At 71.0% G+C, this 19159-nt stretch carries 18 protein-coding genes and 2 tRNA genes; 5 read left to right on the top strand and 15 right to left on the bottom strand.

Features of this window, described 5'->3' with window-relative positions; translation table 11 throughout:
• Positions 1–40: 40 nt before the first annotated feature.
• The 5 genes from ABD127_RS00405 to ABD127_RS00385 all read right to left on the bottom strand — a co-directional run bounded on the left by ABD127_RS00405 (position 41) and on the right by ABD127_RS00385 (position 2853).
• A tRNA-Ser gene (locus ABD127_RS00405) sits at positions 41–130 on the bottom strand.
• Positions 131–212: 82 nt separating this feature from the next.
• Positions 213–647 carry a hypothetical protein gene (locus ABD127_RS00400; RefSeq protein ID WP_344196514.1) on the bottom strand — a complete coding sequence of 145 codons (435 nt, stop codon included), beginning with the start codon at positions 645–647 and terminating at the stop codon, positions 213–215.
• A gap of 214 nt (positions 648–861) precedes the next feature.
• A tRNA-Ser gene (locus ABD127_RS00395) sits at positions 862–954 on the bottom strand.
• A 58-nt stretch (positions 955–1012) separates the two neighbouring features.
• Positions 1013–2065: a hypothetical protein gene (locus ABD127_RS00390; protein ID WP_344196512.1), complete on the bottom strand. Its 1053-nt coding sequence runs from the start codon at positions 2063–2065 to the stop codon at positions 1013–1015.
• A complete protein-coding gene (locus ABD127_RS00385; protein ID WP_344196510.1) occupies positions 2062–2853 on the bottom strand; it encodes a carbon-nitrogen hydrolase family protein in 792 nt (263 codons plus the stop codon). Before ABD127_RS00385 ends, ABD127_RS00390 begins: the two co-directional genes overlap by 4 nt.
• A gap of 72 nt (positions 2854–2925) precedes the next feature.
• Here ABD127_RS00385 and ABD127_RS00380 point away from each other — a divergent pair, with 72 nt between their 5' ends.
• The 3 genes from ABD127_RS00380 (at position 2926) to ABD127_RS00370 (ending at position 5171) form a co-directional block, all read left to right on the top strand.
• On the top strand, positions 2926–3897 hold the full coding sequence (locus ABD127_RS00380; RefSeq protein WP_344196735.1) for an NAD(P)H-quinone oxidoreductase: 972 nt from the start codon (positions 2926–2928) through the stop codon (positions 3895–3897).
• A 156-nt stretch (positions 3898–4053) separates the two neighbouring features.
• Positions 4054–4566, top strand: a complete 513-nt coding sequence (locus ABD127_RS00375; RefSeq protein ID WP_344196508.1) for a bacterial proteasome activator family protein — start codon at positions 4054–4056, stop codon at positions 4564–4566.
• Positions 4567–4712: 146 nt separating this feature from the next.
• Positions 4713–5171 (top strand): helix-turn-helix domain-containing protein, encoded by a 459-nt coding sequence (locus ABD127_RS00370; RefSeq protein ID WP_344196506.1) that lies wholly within the window; start codon positions 4713–4715, stop codon positions 5169–5171.
• Between the two features lie 32 nt (positions 5172–5203).
• Here ABD127_RS00370 and ABD127_RS00365 read toward each other — a convergent pair whose 3' ends face one another.
• The 5 genes from ABD127_RS00365 to ABD127_RS00345 all read right to left on the bottom strand — a co-directional run bounded on the left by ABD127_RS00365 (position 5204) and on the right by ABD127_RS00345 (position 8918).
• A complete protein-coding gene (locus ABD127_RS00365) occupies positions 5204–5989 on the bottom strand; it encodes an HAD family hydrolase (RefSeq protein ID WP_344196503.1) in 786 nt (261 codons plus the stop codon).
• Positions 5986–7269: a serine--tRNA ligase gene (gene serS, locus ABD127_RS00360; RefSeq protein WP_344196500.1), complete on the bottom strand. Its 1284-nt coding sequence runs from the start codon at positions 7267–7269 to the stop codon at positions 5986–5988. The genes ABD127_RS00365 and serS overlap by 4 nt, the downstream gene beginning before the upstream one ends.
• 154 nt (positions 7270–7423) lie before the next feature.
• On the bottom strand, positions 7424–7810 hold the full coding sequence (locus tag ABD127_RS00355) for a DUF6069 family protein (protein ID WP_344196498.1): 387 nt from the start codon (positions 7808–7810) through the stop codon (positions 7424–7426).
• On the bottom strand, positions 7807–8352 hold the full coding sequence (locus tag ABD127_RS00350) for an SRPBCC domain-containing protein (RefSeq protein WP_344196495.1): 546 nt from the start codon (positions 8350–8352) through the stop codon (positions 7807–7809). The genes ABD127_RS00355 and ABD127_RS00350 overlap by 4 nt, the downstream gene beginning before the upstream one ends.
• Positions 8349–8918, bottom strand: coding sequence for an ArsR/SmtB family transcription factor (locus tag ABD127_RS00345; protein ID WP_344196733.1), 570 nt, complete (start codon positions 8916–8918; stop codon positions 8349–8351). Before ABD127_RS00345 ends, ABD127_RS00350 begins: the two co-directional genes overlap by 4 nt.
• Positions 8919–9050: 132 nt before the next feature.
• Here ABD127_RS00345 and ABD127_RS00340 point away from each other — a divergent pair, with 132 nt between their 5' ends.
• Complete coding sequence (locus tag ABD127_RS00340) at positions 9051–10661, top strand: bifunctional phosphatase PAP2/diacylglycerol kinase family protein (protein WP_344196492.1); 1611 nt, start codon at positions 9051–9053, stop codon at positions 10659–10661.
• A gap of 208 nt (positions 10662–10869) precedes the next feature.
• Here ABD127_RS00340 and ABD127_RS00335 read toward each other — a convergent pair whose 3' ends face one another.
• The 4 genes from ABD127_RS00335 to ABD127_RS00320 all read right to left on the bottom strand — a co-directional run bounded on the left by ABD127_RS00335 (position 10870) and on the right by ABD127_RS00320 (position 16453).
• Positions 10870–11256: a hypothetical protein gene (locus ABD127_RS00335; RefSeq protein WP_344196489.1), complete on the bottom strand. Its 387-nt coding sequence runs from the start codon at positions 11254–11256 to the stop codon at positions 10870–10872.
• Between the two features lie 60 nt (positions 11257–11316).
• Positions 11317–13803, bottom strand: coding sequence for a glycoside hydrolase family 65 protein (locus ABD127_RS00330; RefSeq protein ID WP_344196486.1), 2487 nt, complete (start codon positions 13801–13803; stop codon positions 11317–11319).
• The gene (locus ABD127_RS00325; protein WP_344196484.1) at positions 13800–14513 is read right to left on the bottom strand and encodes an HAD family hydrolase; all 714 of its coding nucleotides are present in this window, start codon (positions 14511–14513) and stop codon (positions 13800–13802) included. The genes ABD127_RS00330 and ABD127_RS00325 overlap by 4 nt, the downstream gene beginning before the upstream one ends.
• A 65-nt stretch (positions 14514–14578) precedes the next feature.
• Positions 14579–16453: an S-layer homology domain-containing protein gene (locus ABD127_RS00320; RefSeq protein ID WP_344196481.1), complete on the bottom strand. Its 1875-nt coding sequence runs from the start codon at positions 16451–16453 to the stop codon at positions 14579–14581.
• A gap of 100 nt (positions 16454–16553) precedes the next feature.
• On the opposite strand from ABD127_RS00320, the gene ABD127_RS00315 reads away from it, so the two are divergent.
• Positions 16554–17693: a polysaccharide pyruvyl transferase family protein gene (locus ABD127_RS00315; RefSeq protein ID WP_344196478.1), complete on the top strand. Its 1140-nt coding sequence runs from the start codon at positions 16554–16556 to the stop codon at positions 17691–17693.
• Here the strand turns inward: ABD127_RS00315 and ABD127_RS00310 are convergent.
• The coding region (locus ABD127_RS00310) for an S-layer homology domain-containing protein (protein WP_344196475.1) at positions 17694–19159 on the bottom strand (1466 nt) is incomplete at its 5' end. It abuts the gene before it with no gap.

The following is a 19159-nucleotide window of genomic DNA, read 5'->3' as shown; positions in this document are numbered from 1 at the left end:
GCCGCGTTTAAACACGGCGAGGGTTCCAACCTGACACATTTGGCGGAGATGGCGAGATTTGAACTCGCGAGAGGTTTAAACCTCAACCCGCTTAGCAGGCGGGCGCACTAGGCCACTATGCGACATCTCCTCGCTGCCACCCGGAGATGGCAACTCGGCCACGATACCGGGCGCGGGCGCGTCAGGACCAATCGGGCTCGGGCAGGCGGCGCTCAGCCGAAGCGGGTGTAGCCGTGAGCCGTGTTCAGGCGGTCGTAGACCTCACGCAGGAACGGCTCGCGCGAGGCCGGATCGATCATGCTGAGGTCGACGCGGGCGGTGCCCTCGCCTGTCAGGATCAGGTGGCCCCCGTCGAGCGTGACGTCGTCGACCTGCTTCCAGGAGGCGCGGGTGCGGGGGCGGGCGACCATGAAGCCCCGCTCGTCGAAGCGGGCGACGACCGGCGGACGGAACGCGAACCGCAGGGCCTGGACCAGCGTCACGAAGGCGAGCGCGCCGGCGACGATCGCGCCGATCAGGCGAGGCGTGGCGTCGTCGGCCAGGAGGAACGCGGCGAACACGAGCACGCCGGTCGCGATCACGAGGGCTCCCGTCGCGACGAGCGCCGGGCCACGGCCGAGACGGTAGACCGAGCTGGACGACGACATGGGCTCCAGCATAGAAGGCCACCCGGAGCCGCCCCCCAACCGGCGTAGCCCACCAGATCTGCGCACTTGTTCGGCCGATTCGGGCCGAATCACCCGAAGAAGTGCGCACATCTGGTGGCGCCGCTTCGCGGCGGAGTGGCAGAGGGGGCGGGACTCCGTCGCACGCTCCTCCCCGAATCCGGCGCCCTCTACGGTGCGCCGCTTCGCGGCGGAGTGGCAGAGGGGGCGGGATTCGAACCCGCGGCTGGGCTTGAGACCCAGCGACCGCTTTCAAGGCGGTTCCGATCGGCCGCTCCGGCACCCCTCCTCGCCCTGGTGCCGCAGCAACAGGACGGGGACAGTCTGTCACTTCGGAGGGCGCAGCGTCAGCGCAGGCCTTCCCAGCGGGACGGCTCGACGCGCCGCGTGGACTCGACGCGGCGTGCCGCACGCTTGGTGCTCGGGGCGAGCACGAACAGCGACACGAGCCAGCCGACGACGAAGCCGATGACCGCGGAGTAGAGGATCGAGAGCCCGATGTAGGTCGGGTAGGCCAGCGGCGAGACGAGCGCCGTCGTGACCGAGCTCGTGGCGAGCACCGCGAAGACGAGGATCCACCAGCCCTCACGGCGCTGCGAGCGCAGACGCAGACCGACGACCAGGGCCGGGAACCCGGCGAACGCCTGCACGGGTCGCGGCACGCCACCGATCGTCGTGCGCATCCAGTAGATCGCGCTGTCGATCGTGTTGATGACCGACGTCGAGCCGTAGCTGCGCACCGCGTACGTGTAGACGACGAGCAGGAGCAGCACGACCGCGACGGCCGCCAGGATCGCGAGGTGGTTGCGGCCGAGGCCGTGCAGGCCCTCGCCGAGCGCCCACACCAGTCCGAGCACGACGAGCAGCGAGACACCGACGACCGTGACGCTGAACGTGACGACGTTGACCTGGGCGTTCCAGGCCGCCACGCCCGCCGCCCCGCTGAGGGCGATCGCGACGCTGATGACGTACTCGCGCAACGTCGGCAGGACACCCTCGGACGGAAGCGTGAAGACCACCGCGAGCACCGCACCCACGACCCCGGTCGTGGCAGCAGCCGCCGCGATGAGGCCCGCCAGCTCGGTGACCGCGGCCGCGACGCTGAGCAGCGCGATGAGGCTCACCCAGATCCGCATGTGCCCACCGGCGCGGTGCACCAGTGCGGTCGTGAGCGCGATCGTCAGCAGCGCGGCCGACGGGCGGTAGACCGCGCTCGGCACGTCGATCGCGACGATCGACAGGACGCTGCCGATCGTGCCGGCCAACGCCGCGAGCGCGACGATCGCCCCGATCGACGCGGCGGACCTGCGGGACTCCAGGCGGGGCGGGCGGACCTGCTGCTCGTACTCCGGCGGCACCGAGGCGTCGAGACGACGCCGACCGGTGGCAGATCCGCTCATGTCCGGGCTCCTCGTGGGGCGATGCGTCGGTTGGCCAGCGACGGGTTGGTCGCGCGCGTGCGACCCGGCTCGGCCGGGTCCAGCGTCGCGGACAGCGTCTCGTCGCCCTCGGCCGCCTCGACCACGATAGAGCCCGACGGATCGAGCACCAGCGAGTGTCCCGTGTAGCGGCGACCACCCTGCGCCGTGGCGACGACGTTGACCGTGTTCTCGATCGCGCGCGCCGCGAGCAGCGTGCGCCAGTGGTGCAGCTTGCCCTCGCCCGCGACCCACGCCGCCGGGATCACGAAGGTGTCGGCGCCGGCATCGACCAGGAGCCGCCCGAGCTCGGGGAACCGCAGGTCGTAGCAGGTCATCAGGCCGATCGTGCGATCCGCGACCTCGACCGTGACCGGCGTCAGCTCGCCCGCCGTGAGTCGGTCGGACTCGCGGTAGCCGAAGGAGTCGTAGAGGTGGATCTTGCGGTAGGTGGCCGTGAGCTCGCCGGACGGACCCACCACGACGAGGGTGTTGAACGGCAGGTCGTCGCCGCTGGGCTCGAACGTGCCGGCCACGATCGTGCTGCCGAGCCGGCGGGCGTGACCCGCGAGGAGCTCGACGAACGGGCCGTCGAGCGGCTCCGCGAACCGGCCGAGGTCGAGGTCGGTCGGACCGAAGTCGGTCATCGTCGCCTCGGGCAGCACGACGAGCTGCGCCCCGGGATCGAGAGCCCCGAGGCGTGCGTCGACGAGCTCACGGTTCTCGGCCGGGTCGATGCCGGCCGCGAGCTGCACCAGGCGGACGTCCATGGTGTCCACGCTAGCGGGCGTGCGAGCGCGCGGAGGCCCGTTATCGTCGCGAGGGTGACTGCTCCCTCCACGATGCGTGCCGTGACCACCCCCGACCCGGGAGGACCCGAGGCTCTGATCACGGGTGACCACCCCGTGCCCCAACCCGCTGCGGGCGAGGTGCTGGTGCGGGTCGTCGCCGCCGGCGTGAACCGCGCCGACGTGCTGCAGCGGCAGGGCTTCTACAACCCGCCGCCCGGCTCGACCGACGTGCTCGGGCTCGAGGCCGCCGGCACGATCGTCGCGGTCGGGGAGGGCGTCGACGCCTCGCGCGTCGGCGAGGAGGTCGTGGCGCTGCTCGCCGGTGGCGGGTACGCCGAGCACGTCGCCGCCCCCGCGGGTCAGGTCGTGCGCCGCCCCGCCGGGCTCGAGGACGCGGCTGCAGGCGGACTCGTCGAGACCGCCGCGACCGTGTGGTCGAACGTGTTCATGCACGCGGGCCTGCGCGAGGGCGAGACGCTGCTGGTGCACGGCGGCAGCAGCGGCATCGGCACCACCGCGATCCAGATGGCGGTCGCGGCCGGCGCCCGCGTCGCCGTGACCGTCGGGTCGGAGGCGAAGGCGGAGTTCTGCCGCGAGCTGGGCGCCGAGATCACGATCAACTACCGCGAGCAGGAGTTCGTCGACGTGCTCAAGGACGCGGGCGTCAGCCCCGACGTCATCCTCGACAACATGGGCGCGAAGTACCTCGACGCCAACGTGCGCGCCCTGGCGACCGGCGGCCGCCTCGTCGTGATCGGCATGCAGGGCGGTGTGAAGGGCGAGCTCGACCTGGGCCGACTGCTGACCAAGCGCGCCTCGGTCGCCGCGACCTCGCTGCGCGCCCGCCCGTCCGAGGAGAAGGCCGCGATCATGGCCGAGGTCGTCGAGCACGTGTGGCCGTGGGTCGAGAGCGGCCAGCTCCGCCCGATCGTGCACGAGACGTTCGCGCTCGACCAGGTCGGCGACGCCCACCGCACGATGGAGGCCTCGACCCACATCGGCAAGCTCGTCCTCCTCCCCTGAGGAGGCCGGGGGCGCGCGAACACCCTTCGAGGCTCCTCGTTCCTCGTCGCACCTCAGGGCGCGGAAGCCGACCGCCCCCTGAGGTGCGAGCTTGCGAGCCTCGAAGGGGGAACCTCAGCCACCGGTGGTGTGGGCGCGACCTCCTAGGCTGGACCCATGAGCGACAGCCCCATCACGATCGGCCCGGACGGCACGCCCGTCGAGGTGCCCGAGCCGGAGGACGCGGGTCAGACCCCGCTGACCGAGCTCGTCGAGCAGCCCGCGAAGGTCATGCGCATCGGCGGCATGATCCGCCAGCTCCTCGAGGAGGTGAAGGCGGCTCCGCTCGACGACCCGAGCCGTTCGCGCCTGCGCGAGATCCACGAGCAGTCGATCGCCGAGCTCAAGGAGGGCCTCGCGCCCGAGCTCGTCGACGAGCTCTCGCGGCTCAGCCGTCCGTTCGAGGCGGAGTCGCCGTCCGAGGGCGAGCTGCGGATCGCCCAGGCCCAGCTCGTCGGCTGGCTCGAGGGACTGTTCCACGGCATCCAGGCCGCGCTCTACGCCCAGCAGGTCCAGGCACAGTCGCAGCTCCAGAACATGAGGCTGGCCCTGCCGTCATCAAACGACGCCCAAAGTGGTGAAGAGGGGCAATCCGGTCAAAACGGCACCCCAGGGGGAATGTACTTGTAGGATCGCGTCGTTCGATCGGTTCAGGGAAGAGGGAGCCCATGACCATCGTCGATAATTCTGTCGTACCTGCGTGCGCAGATGATCCGACCACTTTTCTCGATGACGCGCTGGAGACGCCACTCGGGAGACACGGCCTGACGGCGGCCATGCGCCGTGACGTCACGCGCAAGCGTGCCGAGGCACACCGCCGCTGTGCGGCGTGCCCGCTCTTCACCGACTGCCTGTACCGGGCGGTCGTGGAGGTCAATGTCTCCGGTTTCGTCGCCTGCACGACCGAGTCCGACCGGAACGACCTGCGTCGCCGGTTGGCCATCTCGGTCGCCGACACGGAGATCGCGAGCTTCGGCGCGGCTCGGCTGGGCAACGGCCCGGTCGACCACGAGTCGGTGCTCGCGGCCCGCCAGGCGCACCCGGGCGACACGTGCCAGCAGCTCGCCGAGCGCCTCGGCTGCTCGACGTCGACGATCAAGCGCCACCTGCGACGCGCGCGTCAGGGCCTGATCGACGCCGCGTCGGCCGAGGTCACGATCCTGCCGAGCCTCGACGAGGTGCTCGACGTGTTCAGCGAGATGGAGTCCGGCCGCCGCCTCATGCAGGTCGGCTGACCTCAACCACCGGGGGTTGAGGTGCGCGGGAGTCAGAGGTAGCGGCGGAGGACGTCGACGACACCGTCGTCGTCGATCGAGCCCGTGACCTCGTCGGCCGCTGCCGCGACCTCGGGGAGCGCCTGACCCATCGCGACGCCGAGGCCGGCCCAGCCGAGCATCTCGACGTCGTTGTTGCCGTCACCGATCGCGAGGACGTCGGCCTGCTCGATGCCGAGGTGCTGGGTCAGGAAGTCCAGGCCCGAGGCCTTCGACGTGCCGACCGGCGCGATGTCGAGCCAGGCCGTGTAGCCGATGTAGTAGTTGGTGTCGGTGAGCCCGAGGTCGGCGACGACCTCACGGAACTCCTCGGTGCTGTGCTCGGGCGAGCGCACGATGACGCGCGTGACGGGCTCGCCGATCAGCTCGTCGACGCTCTGCACCGTGATCGTGCCGCCCAGCTCGTCAGCCGGGAAGGCCCGGTTCACGCGGTAGCCGACGCCGACCTCCTCGACCGCCACGAGCACGTCGGGCATGCGCTCGAGGATCGAGCGGACGGCCTCGGAGGCGTCGAACGTGACCGCGCGCAGCAGCTCGAGCGGGCGGTACGTGAACACGAGCGAGCCGTTGCTGCCGATCGCGTAGCCGTCGTCGAAGCCGAGCTTGTCGGCGGTGTCCATGACCCCGGGCACCGAGCGACCGGTCGAGATCACGACCTCGATGCCGGCGTCACGGACGGCCCGCACCGTCTCGCGCACGGCATCGGTCATCTCGTTGCGGCCGTTGACCAGCGTCCCGTCGACGTCCAGCGCGACGAGCTTCGGAACCCAGTCGCTCATGCGGAAGCCAGGGGCTTGAGGACCGGGCCGAGGAAGGGGTGCAGCGCCTTCGGGAGCACGACCGAGCCGTCGGCCTGCTGGCCGTTCTCGAACAGCGCGACGATCGTGCGGGTCATGGCGCACAGGGTGCCGTTGAGCGTGGCCGCCGGGACCGTGCCGTTGTCGCCGTCGAGCCCGCGCACGCGGATGTCGAGGCGACGCGACTGGTACTCGGTGCAGTTCGAGGTGGAGCTGACCTCGCGGTAGCGCTCCTGCGTCGGGATCCACGCCTCGCAGTCGAACTTGCGGATGGCCGACGAGCCGAGGTCGCCCGTGGCGACGTCGATGACGCGGTACGGCAGCTCGAGGGCGTCGAGCCACTCGCGCTCCCAGCCCAGCAGTCGCTCGTGCTCGGCGTAGGACTCCTCGATCGTCGTGTACGTGAACATCTCGACCTTGTCGAACCAGTGCACGCGGAAGATGCCGCGGGTGTCCTTGCCGTGCGAGCCCGCCTCGCGGCGGTAGCACGGGCTGAACGCCGCGTACCGGCGCGGCAGCGAGGCCGCGTCGAGGATCTCGTCGGAGTGGTACGCCGCGAGCGGCACCTCCGACGTGCCGACGAGGTAGAGGTCGTCGTCCTCGAGGTGGTAGACGTCGTCGGCCGCCTGGCCGAGGAATCCGGTGCCCTCCATCGCGCGCGAGCGCACGAGTGCCGGCGGGATCATCGGCGTGAAGCCCCAGTTCGCCGCGGTGCTCATCGCGAGCTGCACGAGGGCCAGCTCGAGCTGCGCGCCGACGCCGGTCAGGTAGTAGAAGCGGGAGCCGGAGACCTTGGCGCCACGCTCCATGTCGATCGCGCCGAGCAGCGTGCCGAGCTCGAGGTGGTCGCGGGGCTCGAAGCCCTCGGCGGCGAAGTCGCGCGGCGTGCCGACCGTGTGGAGCACCGTGAAGTCCTCCTCACCACCTTCGGGCGCCTCGGGGGCTACCAGGTTGGGCAGTGCACGCAGCAGGCCGTCGAACTCGGCGCCGGCGGCGCTCTGCGTGGCGTCGGCCTCCTTGACCTGCGCGCTGAGGGCCTTCGTGCGCTCGAGCAGCGCGGTCTTCTCGTCGCCCGAGGCCTGGGCGACCTGTCGGCCGATCTGCTTCTGCTCGGCGCGGAGCGCCTCGAAGGAGGCGATCGAGGTGCGGCGGGCGGCGTCGGCGGCGACGAGCGCGTCGACCTTGTCGGGCGACTCGCCGCGGCGGCGCAGGGAGGTGCGGACGAGGTCCGGATCGTCACGGAGAAGGCGGGGATCGATCACCCCGCCAGCGTATCGGCCGGTGGAACCCGCGCCCCCGGTGGTGGAGGTGGCCGAGGTTTCGAGGCTCCTCGCTAGAGCTCGTCGCACCTCAACCAACGGAGCGTGCGCGTTCCCGCCCCCTGAGGTGCGAGGAACGAGCCTCGAAGGGGGCACCTCAACCAGTGGTGGTGGGGAGCTTGCGGGCGAGGGCGGGGATCACGATGACGGCGGCGAGCAGGTGCACGCCGACGAGCACCGCCTTCGTGGCGCCGTCGTCCGGGAGCGCGATCGCCGGGACGAGCGACACGACCGTGATCGCCGCCGCGACGACCGCGAACCGTCGGGCGCTCCCGAGGACCCGGGCCAGCACGATGCCCAGCACCGCTCCGACGACGGTCCACCAGGCGAAGGCGGCCAGCGGGATCGCGGTGCCGTCGACCTCGAGGTCGACGTCAGCGGCCTGGGCGATCGCGGCGACGGCGGTCGTGGCGACCGCCGCGACGACGCCCGCGACCAGGCCCGTCGGTGCGAGGTTGCGGAAGGTGGGGCTGGTGGTGGTCATCGCTGTGCTCCTGTCGTGAGGGGCGCACCCAGGTGGGTGGCCAGGTGGTCGAGGATCGGAATGAGGCTCGCGGCCATCTGGTCGAAGAACTCGTTCTCCCAGTCCGCGCCGGAGCCGTAGGCGCTCGTGACGACCCGGACGACACAGCTGCCGCCGGACTCCGCCTCGACGAGGTACTCGGTGGCGATCGGGCTGACCGAGGCGAGGTCGGCGTGCACCCGTGCCAGGGAGACGCCGATCGAGTCGAACCACGCACGCATCCCTGCGGGCACGTCCTCCTCCCGCGCCGCGATGGGCCACGGCTCCTCGTAGGCGAACCGGGTGTGCGGGGTGTAGTCGGTGACCACGCCGGTCGAGGTGAAGTCGTCCATCACGAACGCGACCTCGCCCCCGACCTGCGGGTCCAGGCGGGTCGGCATCATCCAGGCCGAGATGCCCTGCGCGGTCGCGATGGCCTCCCACGCCTGCTCGGGGGTGGCCGGAACGAAATACGTGCGCTCCATGCGGTGCTCGACGCGGTCGGGCTGGTCGGACTCACTCATGACGACTCCTGGGTCGACGGTCGGGGGTAGGACGTGACGGTCACGCGGTGGGGCCGGCCGTCGTCGTGGTGGTAGCGGGCGACGAGGGTCGCCACGGCGGCCTGCAGCTCGTCGGCGAAGGCCGCCCGGTCCTCGGCGGAGCGGAACCCGACCACGGTGTCGACGGTCAGGGTCGGCACCCGCTGCTCGGCGGCGCGGCTGACGACCTGGCCCAGCTCGGAGACCGCGCGGGCGTTGACCGCCACGAGGTAGTCGGCCGAGAGACGGTCGTCGATCTGCTCCGGATCGATGCCCGCGGACTGCAGCACGTCCGGCGCGACGACGAGGTGGCGCGCGGTCCGACGGACGAACCGCTCGGTGATGCCGCCCCACGCACGCGTCTCGGCGGGCTCGACCAGGCCGTGGGCCTCGAGCGCCTTGAGGTGGTAGTTGACCTTCTGGCGCGTCGAGCCGATCGCCGCCGCGATCGTCGTGGCCGAACCCGGCTCGGAGAGCGCGTCGAGGATCGCGGCGCGCACCGGGTCGAGGGCCGTCTCGATCGTCGCCGTCTCGGTCAGCAGCAGCATCTCGTCCACCGGACGAACGTAACTCTTGACAAGAAAAACTGTCAAGGGTGACGCCTCGCATGTGGCGACGCGAGAGCCGCTCACCGTACGCTGGCCCGGGCGCGCAGGGCGTGCGTCCAGGGGAGGGGCACCGTGTCGGTCGACCTGCGACGAGCCGAGCCGAGTCGGCGAGGCGTGCTCTCGGTCGTGCTCGGATGCCTGGCCCTGCTGCTCGTCCTGCTGACGGTCGAGGTCGTCTCGGGATGGGACCCGTTCGGCAACTTCGACCGCTCCCTCTCCGACGACGCCGTCGCCGCGGCCTCCGACCACACCTGGCTGCTGAGGGCGTGCGAAGCCCTCGCCGAGGCGTTCGCGACGATCCCGGTCGTCGCCGTGGTCCTGGCCGTCGTGGCCTGGGCGATCTGGCGACGCGAGTGGCGCATCGCCACCTGGCTCGCGACGAGCGGTCTGGTCGTGCTGCTCGGCAACCCCGCGATCAAGGCGATCGTCGAGCGTCCCCGGCCCCGGTGGAACGGCACGCTGCACGAGATCGGCGGCTGGTCCTTCCCGTCAGGCCACGCCGCCGGAGCGGGACTCCTGCTCGTCATCGCCGTGCTGCTGACGATCATCACCACCGGACGCGGGTTCAAGCGCCGCCTGCTCATCACGGTCTGGTCGGTGCTCGCCGTGGCGGTCGCCGCGAGCCGCGTCTTCCTGGGGGTCCACTACCCCACCGACGTCGTCGCGGGCCTGGCCTTCGGCGCGGGCGCGACGCTGGCCCTGTGGCTCCTGATCGCGACCGACGCGACCCGCCTGCCGTCCGAGCTCGCGATGCTGACCGGCACCGGCGCCCGGCAGGCAGCCGTCGTGCTCAACCCCTCGAAGGTCGGCGACATCGAGGAGTTCAAGGCGCGCGTGCGCGTGGCGGCCACGGCCCACGGGTGGAGCGAGCCGCTGTGGTTCGAGACCACGGTCGAAGACCCGGGCTACGGCCAGTCCTTGTCGGCGCTCGCGGCCGGTGTCGACCTGATCATCGCCGCCGGCGGCGACGGCACGGTGCGCGCCGTGTGCGAGGAGGCCGCGCGCACGGGCGTCGCGATCGGCGTCATCCCGCACGGCACGGGCAACCTGCTGGCGCGCAACCTCGGCATCCCGCTCAACTGGCGCGACGCGCTGGACGTCGCGTTCGGCGGGCAGGACAAGGCGATCGACCTCGCCCGCTACCGCACCGACTCCGGCGTCGACACCTCGTTCCTGGTCATGGCGGGTCTCGGCATGGACGCCATGATCATGACCGGCGTCGACGACGACCTGAAGAAGCGCGTCGGCTACCTCGCCTACTTCGTCTCGGGCGTGAAGGCCCTGCGCTTCCCGGGCATGAAGGTCACGATCACGGTCGACGACGCCGAGCCGGTCAAGATGCGCGCCCGCACCGTCGTGATCGGCAACGTCGGGTTCCTGCAGGCCGGCATCCCTCTGCTGCCGGAGGCCCTGATCGACGACGGCGAGCTCGACGTCGTGGTGCTTGCGCCGCGCCGGTTCCTCGGCTGGCTGGGCATCGCGTGGAAGGTCATCACGCGCCGCAAGCGCAACACCGCCCGCTTCGCCCGCTTCACGGGCCGCACGGTGCACGTCGTGGCCGGGTCGTCAACGCCGATGCAGCTCGATGGAGACCCCGTGGGCGAGGGCACCGAGATCACCGCCGAGATCCGTCCGGGCGTCGTGCTCGTGCGCGTCCCGGTCGTGCCCATCGCGACCGCCTGACCGTCCGCGCCTGCCGGACCGACGCGAGCAGCGGGCCGAGGGCTGGCCTGCCGACGGTCCTCGGGGCGGTGGATCACCACCGAAACAGGCCCGTTCCGGCATGGGCGGTGGATCTGCCACCGTACGTGGCCGTATTCGGAGGCTGAGGCACCGACCGGGCCCTCACTCCGCCCATTCGGTGGCAGATCCACCGTCCCACGAGCCAAGCTCAGACGGTCGGGGCGGACTCGGGGAGGAGGCGCTGGAACGGGCGCGGGCGGATGCCGAAGGAGATGTCGGCGGTGAAGACGACCTCACCGCCCAGGTGCAGCTCGACCCGGTTGGCGTCGGCCGTGAGGTTGGCCGCCGTGCCCTCCTCGAGCCAGCGGCGGTACCCGATCAGGGTCACGAGCGCGACGAACGCGCCGTTGTCGCGCTGACCCCGGAACACGATCGGCCCCGGTGCCGTGTCACGGATGACGAGGGCCTCTCGGCTGAGTCCGGGCACGTCGAGGTCGACGGTGCAGCCGTGCCTGCCGAAGCTGAAGCGGTCGCGACCGCGCACCTCGACGTCGCCGGCCGTCCCGTCGGCCAGACGCCAGGACACCGTGAACATGCCACGATTCTCGTGGATTTCCTGCGCTGTGTCCGGTACTTCGACTGAAATTGCAGGGACTCAGGTCCCGGGGACGGTGGCGGTGATGACCGAGCCGTCGCCGCGCTGGCGTCCGGGAACCGGCACGGGCTGCCCTGCGAGGCGCGGACCCTGCCCGTCGAGGGCGACCGTGACGGGGCTGCCGTCCTTCACCGTCACCTTCTCGCCCCGCACCGCGAGCTCGGCGGAGTCGCCGTCCTCGACGACGAGCTCGACCTCGTCGACCCGCACCGTGACCCGGACCCGGGTGCCGTGGAGCGTGATCCGGTAGGTCAGCTCGTTCCAGGCCTCGGGCAGCCGCGGGTCGATCGTGAACTCGCCGCCGTGGTCGCGGAAGCCGCCGAAGCCGCAGGCCAGCGCACTCCAGACGCCACCCGTGGACGCGACGTGCACGCCGTCGGAGGTGTTGGCGTGACGGTCGGCCAGGTCGACGTAGAGCGCGGAGAGGAAGTAGCGGTACGCCAGGTCGGCGTAGCCCACCTCCGCCGCGATGATCGACTGCACGACGGCCGAGAGCGTGGAGTCGCCCGTCGTGATCGGGTCGTAATACTCGAAGTCGGCGCGCTTCTGCTCGTCGGTGAACTGGTCGCCCTGCAGGAACAGCGCCAGCACGACGTCGGCCTGCTTGAGCACCTGGAACCGGTAGATCACCAGCGGGTGGTAGTTCAGCAGCAGGGGTCGCTTGTCGAGGGGCGTGTTGTCGAGGTCCCACACCTCGCGGTCGAGGAAGTGGAAGTCCTGCGGGTGGATGCCGAGGTGGTCGTCGAACGGGATCGCCATGTCGGTGGCGGCCTGCTCCCACGACTCGACCTCGTCCTCGGTCAGGTCGAGCCGCTTCAGCACCTGCTCGTACTGCAGACCGTCGCGCTCGGCGAGCTCGCGCACCGAGGCCGCGGCCCGCGCAAGGTTGAAGCGCGCCATCACGTTGGTGAAGAGGTTGTCGTTGACGACGGTCGTGTACTCGTCGGGGCCGGTGACGCCGTGGATGTGGAACGAGCCGTCCTCCTCGGAGCGCCAGAAGCCGAGGTCGACGAACATCCGGGCGGTCTCCACCAGGATGTCGATGCCCTCACGGGCCAGGAAGTCGGTGTCGCCCGTGGCCCGGACGTACTTGTCGAGCGCGTAGGAGATGTCGGCGTCGATGTGGTACTGCGCGGTGCCGGCCGCGTAGTAGGCGGAGGCCTCCTCGCCGTTGATCGTGCGCCACGCGTACAGCGCACCCTGCTGGGCGAGCTCGGTGGCACGGCGCCGGGCCGAGTCGAGCAGCGTGTACCGGAAGCGCAGGGCCGAGCGCGCGATGCGCGGGGTCGTGTAGGTCAGGAACGGCAGGGCATAGATCTCGGTGTCCCAGAAGTAGTGGCCGCTGTACCCGGAGCCCGTGACGCCCTTGGCCGGGATGCCGTTGCCCTCGGCGCGCGCGGAGGCCTGCAGCACCTGGAACAGGTTCCAGCGCACGGCCTGCTGGATCTCGGGGTGACCCGGGACCTCGACGTCGGAGCGCTCCCAGAACGCGGCGAGCCAGGCCCGCTGGTCGGCGAGCTGCTGCTCGATGCCGCCCTCGGCCACCACGCGGTCGAGCGTGCGGCGGCAGCGGTCGACGAGCTCGCGCACGGGGACGCCCCGTGAGGAGTGGTACGCCACGACCTTGGTCAGCGTGATGGGCTGGTTCGGCTGGGCGTCGACGCGGAACGTCATCTTCGCGAGGTCGTCCTCGACCCGGACCTGGGTCGAGTACGCGTTGGCGGTCTCGAGCACGTGGTCGGCCGCGACCGCGAGGGTCATGCCGCTGTCGTGGGTGCGGAAGCCCAGCTCCACCCGGCCGTCGTCGACGCTGCCGCGGCAGTGCTGCGGCTCGAGGACCCGACGGTCGAGGTTCTCGGACTTGCGCGGGTCGACGCCTTCGCCCATCGCCTTGGCGCGGACGTGGTACTCGTCCTCGCCGTCCTGGCGGTTGAGGATCTGCGAGCTGATCGCGACGGGCGCGCTGGCGTCGAGCATCGTGACCTCAAAGGTCATGATCGCGAGGTGGCGCTGCTCGAACGAGACGGTGCGGGTCGAGCTGATGCGCACGCGCTTGCCGGCCGGCGTGCGCCAGACGACCTCGCGGCGCAGCGTGCCCTCGCGGAAGTCGATCGAGCGCTCGTACTCGAGGATGTCGGCGATCGGCAGCAGCAGCGGCTCGTCGTCGACGTAGAGGCGGATGACCTTCGCGTCGGGGGCGTTGACGATGGTCTGGCCCACGCGGGCGAAGCCGAACGCCTCCTCGGCGTGCCGGATCGGCCAGGTCTCGTGGAAACCGTTGACGAAGGTGCCGTGGGCGAACGAGTCGCGGCCTTCCTCGACGTTGCCGCGCAGGCCGAGGTAGCCGTTGCCGACGGCGAAGAGCGTCTCGGTGATGCCCAGGTCGCTGGGATCGTAGCGACGCTCGACGAGGCGCCACTCGTCGACGGGGAACCGGGTGCGGTCGAGGTAGTCGTGCACCTGGGGTGCCTCGTGGGAGGGGGTCATGACAGCAGCTCTTCCAGGTCGTCGACGACGATGTCGGCACCATGCTCGCGCAGTGCGTCGGCACCAGCGCCACGGTTCACGCCCACGACGAGACCGAAGTCACCGGCGGCACCCGCCTCGACGCCCGAGAGCGCGTCCTCCAGGACGACCGAGCGGCCGTGCGGGACACCGAGCTGGTCGGCGGCGTACTCGTACGTGTCGGGAGCCGGCTTGCCCGCCAGGCCCTGCTCGGCGGCGACCCCGCCGTGCACGATCAGCTCGAACTCGTCGGTCATGCCGGCGGCCTCGAGGACGGCGGGGGCGTTGCGCGAGCTCGAGACGATCGCCCGGCGCACCCCCTTCTCCTTGAGCGCCGCGACGAGCGCGACCGAGCCCGGGTACGCCTGCACGCCCTCGTCGCGCAGGACCTGCGAGAAGACGTCGTTCTTGCGGTTGCCGAGCCCGCTGATCGTCTCGGCGTCCGACGGGTCGTCAGGGGTGCCCTCGGGCAGCTCGATGTCGCGCGAGGCGAGGAACGAGCGCACGCCGTCGTAGCGCGGCTTGCCGTCGACGTACCGGTGGTAGTCGGCGTCGGTGTAGGGCTCGGACACCCCCCGCGCCGTCAGGAAGTCGTTGAACATCTGGGCCCACGCGCGCATGTGCACCTCGGCGGTCGGCGTGATGACGCCGTCGAGGTCGAAGAGGGCCGCGTCGTACTTGCTCCAGTCCACGACACGAGCGTAGGCGGGTCGTGTGTCACGGGGGTGAACCGGTGGTCCCACACTCGTGATCCGGGTCAGCCGTCGCTGTCGCGACGCCAGACGTAGGCCTGCGTCACGTTGTTCGTGCCGATCAGCACGAAGTTCGTCGCGGCGCTCAGGAACGCCACGCGCGTGCCGTCGGCGCTGACGGCCGCCGCCGAGGAGTCGGCGTTGCCGGCACCGGTGCCACCGCTCTTCGACACCAAGGTCGTGATCCGGGTGCGGCGGTCGTGGAAGAACACGTCGGCCTTCGCGTTGGTGTCGCCCACGACGAGGTTCGACGCCGACGAGCCGAACGACACGTAGCGACCGTCGGCCGAGATCGACGGCTCCACCGACGACCCGTTCGCCGCAGCACCGGTCGGCGACGACGAGATCTTCGTGGTCGCGCCGGTCGACCGGCTCCAGACGAACACGTCGCTGCGCGGGGTCGGACCCGTCGTCAGGTCCTCGGCGTGGAACGCGATCGAGTCGCCGTCGTCGGAGATCCGGGGGGACTTCGCCGCGCTGCTGCCCCCGTTGCCGAACGGGTCGGGCGAGACGAGCGTCGTGACGTTCGTGTCACGGTTCCACCGGTACACGTCCGGTCGGCCGTCGCTGTTGCCCGCGACGATGTTCGTCGCCGACGACTGGAAGGCGACGAGCTTCCCGTCGCTCGAGATCGAGGGGAACATCGCCGTCTGGTTCGGGCTCGTGCCGTTCGGACCCAGCCCGACCCGTTCGGTCAGGCCTCCGCCCTGCGTGTCCCGGACGAACACGTCGGCACCGTCGTAGCTGTCGACCGCGACCAGGTTGACCGCATAGCTCACGAAGGTGATGAACCGGCCGTTCGCCGAGATCCGCGCCTGCGTCGACGGTCCGTTCGCCACCGTCTCGCTCGAGCTCACGGACTCGACCGAGATCGCGTTCGTGACCATGTTCCGCAGGAACACGTCGCCCGTGGCGTTCGTGTCCCCGGGGACGAGGTTGTTCGAGGACGACTCGAAGGTCACGTACCTGCCGTCGTCGGAGACGTCGGGCGAGAACGAGGCGCCGTTGCCGATGACGCCGGTCGCGGTCGCCGCCCGGGAGACCAGCCGGGTCTCCCCCGTCGTCATGTCCCGCCAGAAGACGTCGTAGTTCCCGTTGGAGTCGCCTGCGACGAGGTTGGTCGCTGGGGAGGAGAACACGACGTAGCGGCCGTCGGCCGACGTCGACGGCGTGAGCACCGACTGGTTCGCGCCTGAGAAGTTCAGGTTGGAGGCAATCGCCGTGGACGAGTCGACCGTCCAGCCCACGAAGCCGTCGTACCTCGCGAGGAAGGCCGCCATCTGCTCGCGCAGCACCGGCTGCGCTCCCCGGAACTCGGTGCCGCCGGGCACGGCGTAGCCCTTGGTCACGCCGGTCGTGGCGAGCCAGGCGATCTGCTTCGCGAAGGTGTGCGTCGTCGGCACGTCCAGGAACGGTGCCGTTGCGGGCGTCGTGAGCGATCCCTCGACCTCGGCGAGACGCGCGAGGAAGGCGGCCATCTGCTCGCGCAGCACGGGCTGCCCGCCTCGGAACTCCGTCCCGCCGGGGACGGCATACCCCGTGGTGATGCCCGTGGACTTGAGCCAGCAGATCTCCTTGGCGAACGTGTGCGACGGCGGCACGTCGAGCAGGCCGCACGACGTCTCGGTCTCCGTGGCGTTGGCGTAGCGGTAGAGGAAGGCCGCCATCTGCTCGCGCAGGACCGGCGCGGACGGACGGAACTCGGTCCCGCCCGGCACGGAGTAGCCGGTCGTGATGCCCTGCTCCGCCAGCCAGTCGATCTCGGCGGCGAACACGTGACCCGGCGGGACGTCAGTGAACGCGGCCTGGGCACCGGCAGGGGCGACGAGAACGGCGGCGATGGCGGCCACGACGGCCACGGTCCGGCGGACGACAGACATGCACAGATCGGACCACGGTGCGGACCAGCCTGTCCCGGAAATGCCCCAGATCGAGGGACGACCCGACCCGCACCCCCGGCGGTCCCGATACGCTCGGCGAATGCCCCGCCCGCTCCGTCGACGCGCTCGCCGCGTCTACCTGATCGGCGTCGCGGGGCATCCGAACTTCGGTGACGAGGCGATCACGCGTGGGTGGCTCCGGTGGCTGGCGAAGCACCGGCCGCACGACGAGGTCTGGCTCGACGTCCCCAACCCGGGCGGTGCGGCGGCGCTGCACCACGGCCAGCACCCGCACCTGGTCACGGTCGACACCGTGCACCGGCTCGGCTGGGAGGCCCCGACCGAGGACGTCGCCGAGGTCGCCGCGCACGCCCGCGGCGTGATCGAGGAGCCCGGACGGTCCCCGCGCTGGGTCGCCGGGCTCGACGCCCTCCGCACCGCCGACTCGGTGCACCTGATCGGCGGCGGCTTCGTGCACGCCCGCCACCCGAACACCGCGTCCGTCGTGGTGGCGATGCTCTGGGCCGCAGCCCGGCCCGACATCCGCACTGCCGTCACCGGCGCCGGACTGACCCCGTCGTCACCGGAGCTGGACACGCTCTACGGCGAGCTGGGTCCGCTCCTGGACGTCGCCGCCGTGCGCGACCCGGACTCCGCGACCGTGCTGCCGGGATCGGTGGTCGCCCCCGACGACGTGTGGCTCGGCGGGCTCGAGCAGCACCTCGACCGCCGTGGCGCGCAGCGCGAGTCGGCCCACCACGTCATGGTGCTGGCGCAGGGCGACGGCCACGACCGCCACGATCAGCTGACCGCCACGGTCGTCGCCCAGATGGAGGCGTGGGGTGTCGAGAGCGGGCAGTACTCGGTCGTCGAGGCGAACCCGCCGGTCGACGGCCACGTCCGCGAGACGCTCGAGGACCGTTTCGGACCGCACCGCTTCTACCCGTTCGTCGAGGTCAACGCGCGCGGCCTGCCCGTCGCGCCGGGGCAGCGGTGGATCTCGACGCGGTACCACCCGCACCTGCTGGCGGCCGCTGGCGGCGCGAGCGGGGTCGCGATCACCGTCTCGGACGGCTACTACGACGTGAAGCACCGCGCAGTCGAGGCCGCGGGCTCGACCTGGCCGGTCGTCGGCATCGGATCGACGCCGGTCGACGCCGGCGGCCCGGGCGACCTGCCCGACCGCGCACGCCAGCACACCGAGGCCGTCACCGACCTCGCGAACCGCATCTACCGCTGACTACGGGACCGGGAGCCCGGCCGCGTCGTAGCGGAACAGGAACGCGGCCATCTGCTCACGCAGCACCGGCTGACCGGGACGGAAGGTCCCGTCGGCGTAGCCCGTCGAGATGTTGTTGGCCGCGAGCCAGCAGATGGCCGTCCGAAACACATGGTTGGAGGGGACGTCGGTGAAGGAACACGCACTCGACGGAGGAACGCTCGGACTGCCCGCAAGCCGGTACAGGAACGCCGCCATCTGCTCGCGCAGCACCGGCTGACCCGGTCGGAACGAGAACGTGCCGTCACCGTTGGCGTAGCCGGTCGAGACTCCGGTTCCGGCGAGCCAGGCGATGTGGCTCAGGAACACGTGCGAGGACGCCACGTCGGTGAACGGCGAGGTCTCAGGCACCGACAGCGACGCGTCCGCGTACCGCGCGAGGAACGCCGCCATCTGCTCGCGCAGCACTGCCGCCGAAGGCTCGAAGCGCTTGGTGCCGTTGCCGTTGTCGTAGCCCGTCGAGACGCCCTGGGCCGAGAGCCACTCGATCTGACCGTGGAAGGTGCTGGAGGTCGGTACATCGGTGAACGAAGGGCCGGCGGGGGGCACGAAGGTCGCCGGGGGCAACGACGCGCCCGCGCAGCTCGCGTTCAGCGTGTACGGACCCAGATTGCCGTAGCCGCCATCGGGGCCCGAGGCACTGCCGCGGACCAGGGCGTAGTAGGTCGCACCTCGCCCGGGCTGCGTGAATGTCGCTGACACTCCGGTCGCCCGCAGAGACGAACCGGAACCGCTCTGCCCCGACGCCGGGTCTACCGATGCCAGGGGGATCGGCGTGCCGCCAGCCTCGGTGTAGAGCGTCAATGACACGTCGAGGTTGGTCGAGTACGTCGAGGGCGTCGCGGTGATCGTCACGGTCCCGGTGCATCGTCCGAGGCTCCACAGGTCCTGGTCGGTCGGGGCCGTGATGCTGCCGGCTCGCGTCGTCCACCCGGTCGGCACCGCCGTGCCCAGCGTCTGCCCCGTGTCGTCAGCTCGGGAGGCGATCCCGTTGTTCGCGAGGATCGGCAGGTCCGGGCCGTTGTCGTTGTTTGCACCCGAGTACGAGTGCTGGGTCCACTGGCTCAGGGCCCGGTTGTAGGGCGTGCCCATGATCGGGCCCCAGTTGCCGGTGCCGGAGTAGTAGTCCAGCGTCGGCTGATTGGGGCGGATCAGCCCGGCATGGTTGAGCCCGGCGTTGTGGCCGACCTCGTGGCTCACGATCGTCGTGACCTCGAGCGGGTTGGTGATGCCTGCGGCATTGATGAAGGCGCCCTCGTAGTACGGGTGCGCCGCGACCGCGTTGCCGTTCGCGTCGCGTGTCGAACCGAAGGCGTCGAGCACACCCACGTAGGCGAGGCCGCCGCACGTCGAGGTGATCGGGCAGTTGCTCGGGAAGTCGGCCTGCACCTGGGGCGACGTGATGATGGCGCGGGCGCCGTACACCT

The sequence above is a fragment of the Aeromicrobium alkaliterrae genome (genome assembly GCF_039529015.1).
Lineage (GTDB): Bacteria > Actinomycetota > Actinomycetes > Propionibacteriales > Nocardioidaceae > Aeromicrobium > Aeromicrobium alkaliterrae.
This window is presented reverse-complemented; position numbering and strand designations above follow the sequence as displayed.

Bases quoted from the DNA above. Each gene is read 5' to 3' on its own strand.
- ABD127_RS00355 (WP_344196498.1), bottom strand. From the start codon at position 7,810: ATGACCACCACCAGCCCCACCTTCCGCAACCTCGCACCGACGGGCCTG.
- ABD127_RS00350 (WP_344196495.1), bottom strand. From the start codon at position 8,352: ATGAGTGAGTCCGACCAGCCCGACCGCGTCGAGCACCGCATGGAGCGC.
- ABD127_RS00330 (WP_344196486.1), bottom strand. From the start codon at position 13,803: ATGACCCCCTCCCACGAGGCACCCCAGGTGCACGACTACCTCGACCGC.
- ABD127_RS00385 (WP_344196510.1), bottom strand. From the start codon at position 2,853: ATGGACGTCCGCCTGGTGCAGCTCGCGGCCGGCATCGACCCGGCCGAG.
- ABD127_RS00390 (WP_344196512.1), bottom strand. From the start codon at position 2,065: ATGAGCGGATCTGCCACCGGTCGGCGTCGTCTCGACGCCTCGGTGCCG.
- ABD127_RS00375 (WP_344196508.1), top strand. From the start codon at position 4,054: ATGAGCGACAGCCCCATCACGATCGGCCCGGACGGCACGCCCGTCGAG.
- ABD127_RS00315 (WP_344196478.1), top strand. From the start codon at position 16,554: ATGCCCCGCCCGCTCCGTCGACGCGCTCGCCGCGTCTACCTGATCGGC.
- ABD127_RS00380 (WP_344196735.1), top strand. From the start codon at position 2,926: ATGCGTGCCGTGACCACCCCCGACCCGGGAGGACCCGAGGCTCTGATC.
- ABD127_RS00370 (WP_344196506.1), top strand. From the start codon at position 4,713: ATGCGCCGTGACGTCACGCGCAAGCGTGCCGAGGCACACCGCCGCTGT.
- ABD127_RS00345 (WP_344196733.1), bottom strand. From the start codon at position 8,918: ATGCTGCTGCTGACCGAGACGGCGACGATCGAGACGGCCCTCGACCCG.
- ABD127_RS00400 (WP_344196514.1), bottom strand. From the start codon at position 647: ATGTCGTCGTCCAGCTCGGTCTACCGTCTCGGCCGTGGCCCGGCGCTC.
- ABD127_RS00365 (WP_344196503.1), bottom strand. From the start codon at position 5,989: ATGAGCGACTGGGTTCCGAAGCTCGTCGCGCTGGACGTCGACGGGACG.
- ABD127_RS00335 (WP_344196489.1), bottom strand. From the start codon at position 11,256: ATGTTCACGGTGTCCTGGCGTCTGGCCGACGGGACGGCCGGCGACGTC.
- ABD127_RS00320 (WP_344196481.1), bottom strand. From the start codon at position 16,453: ATGTCTGTCGTCCGCCGGACCGTGGCCGTCGTGGCCGCCATCGCCGCC.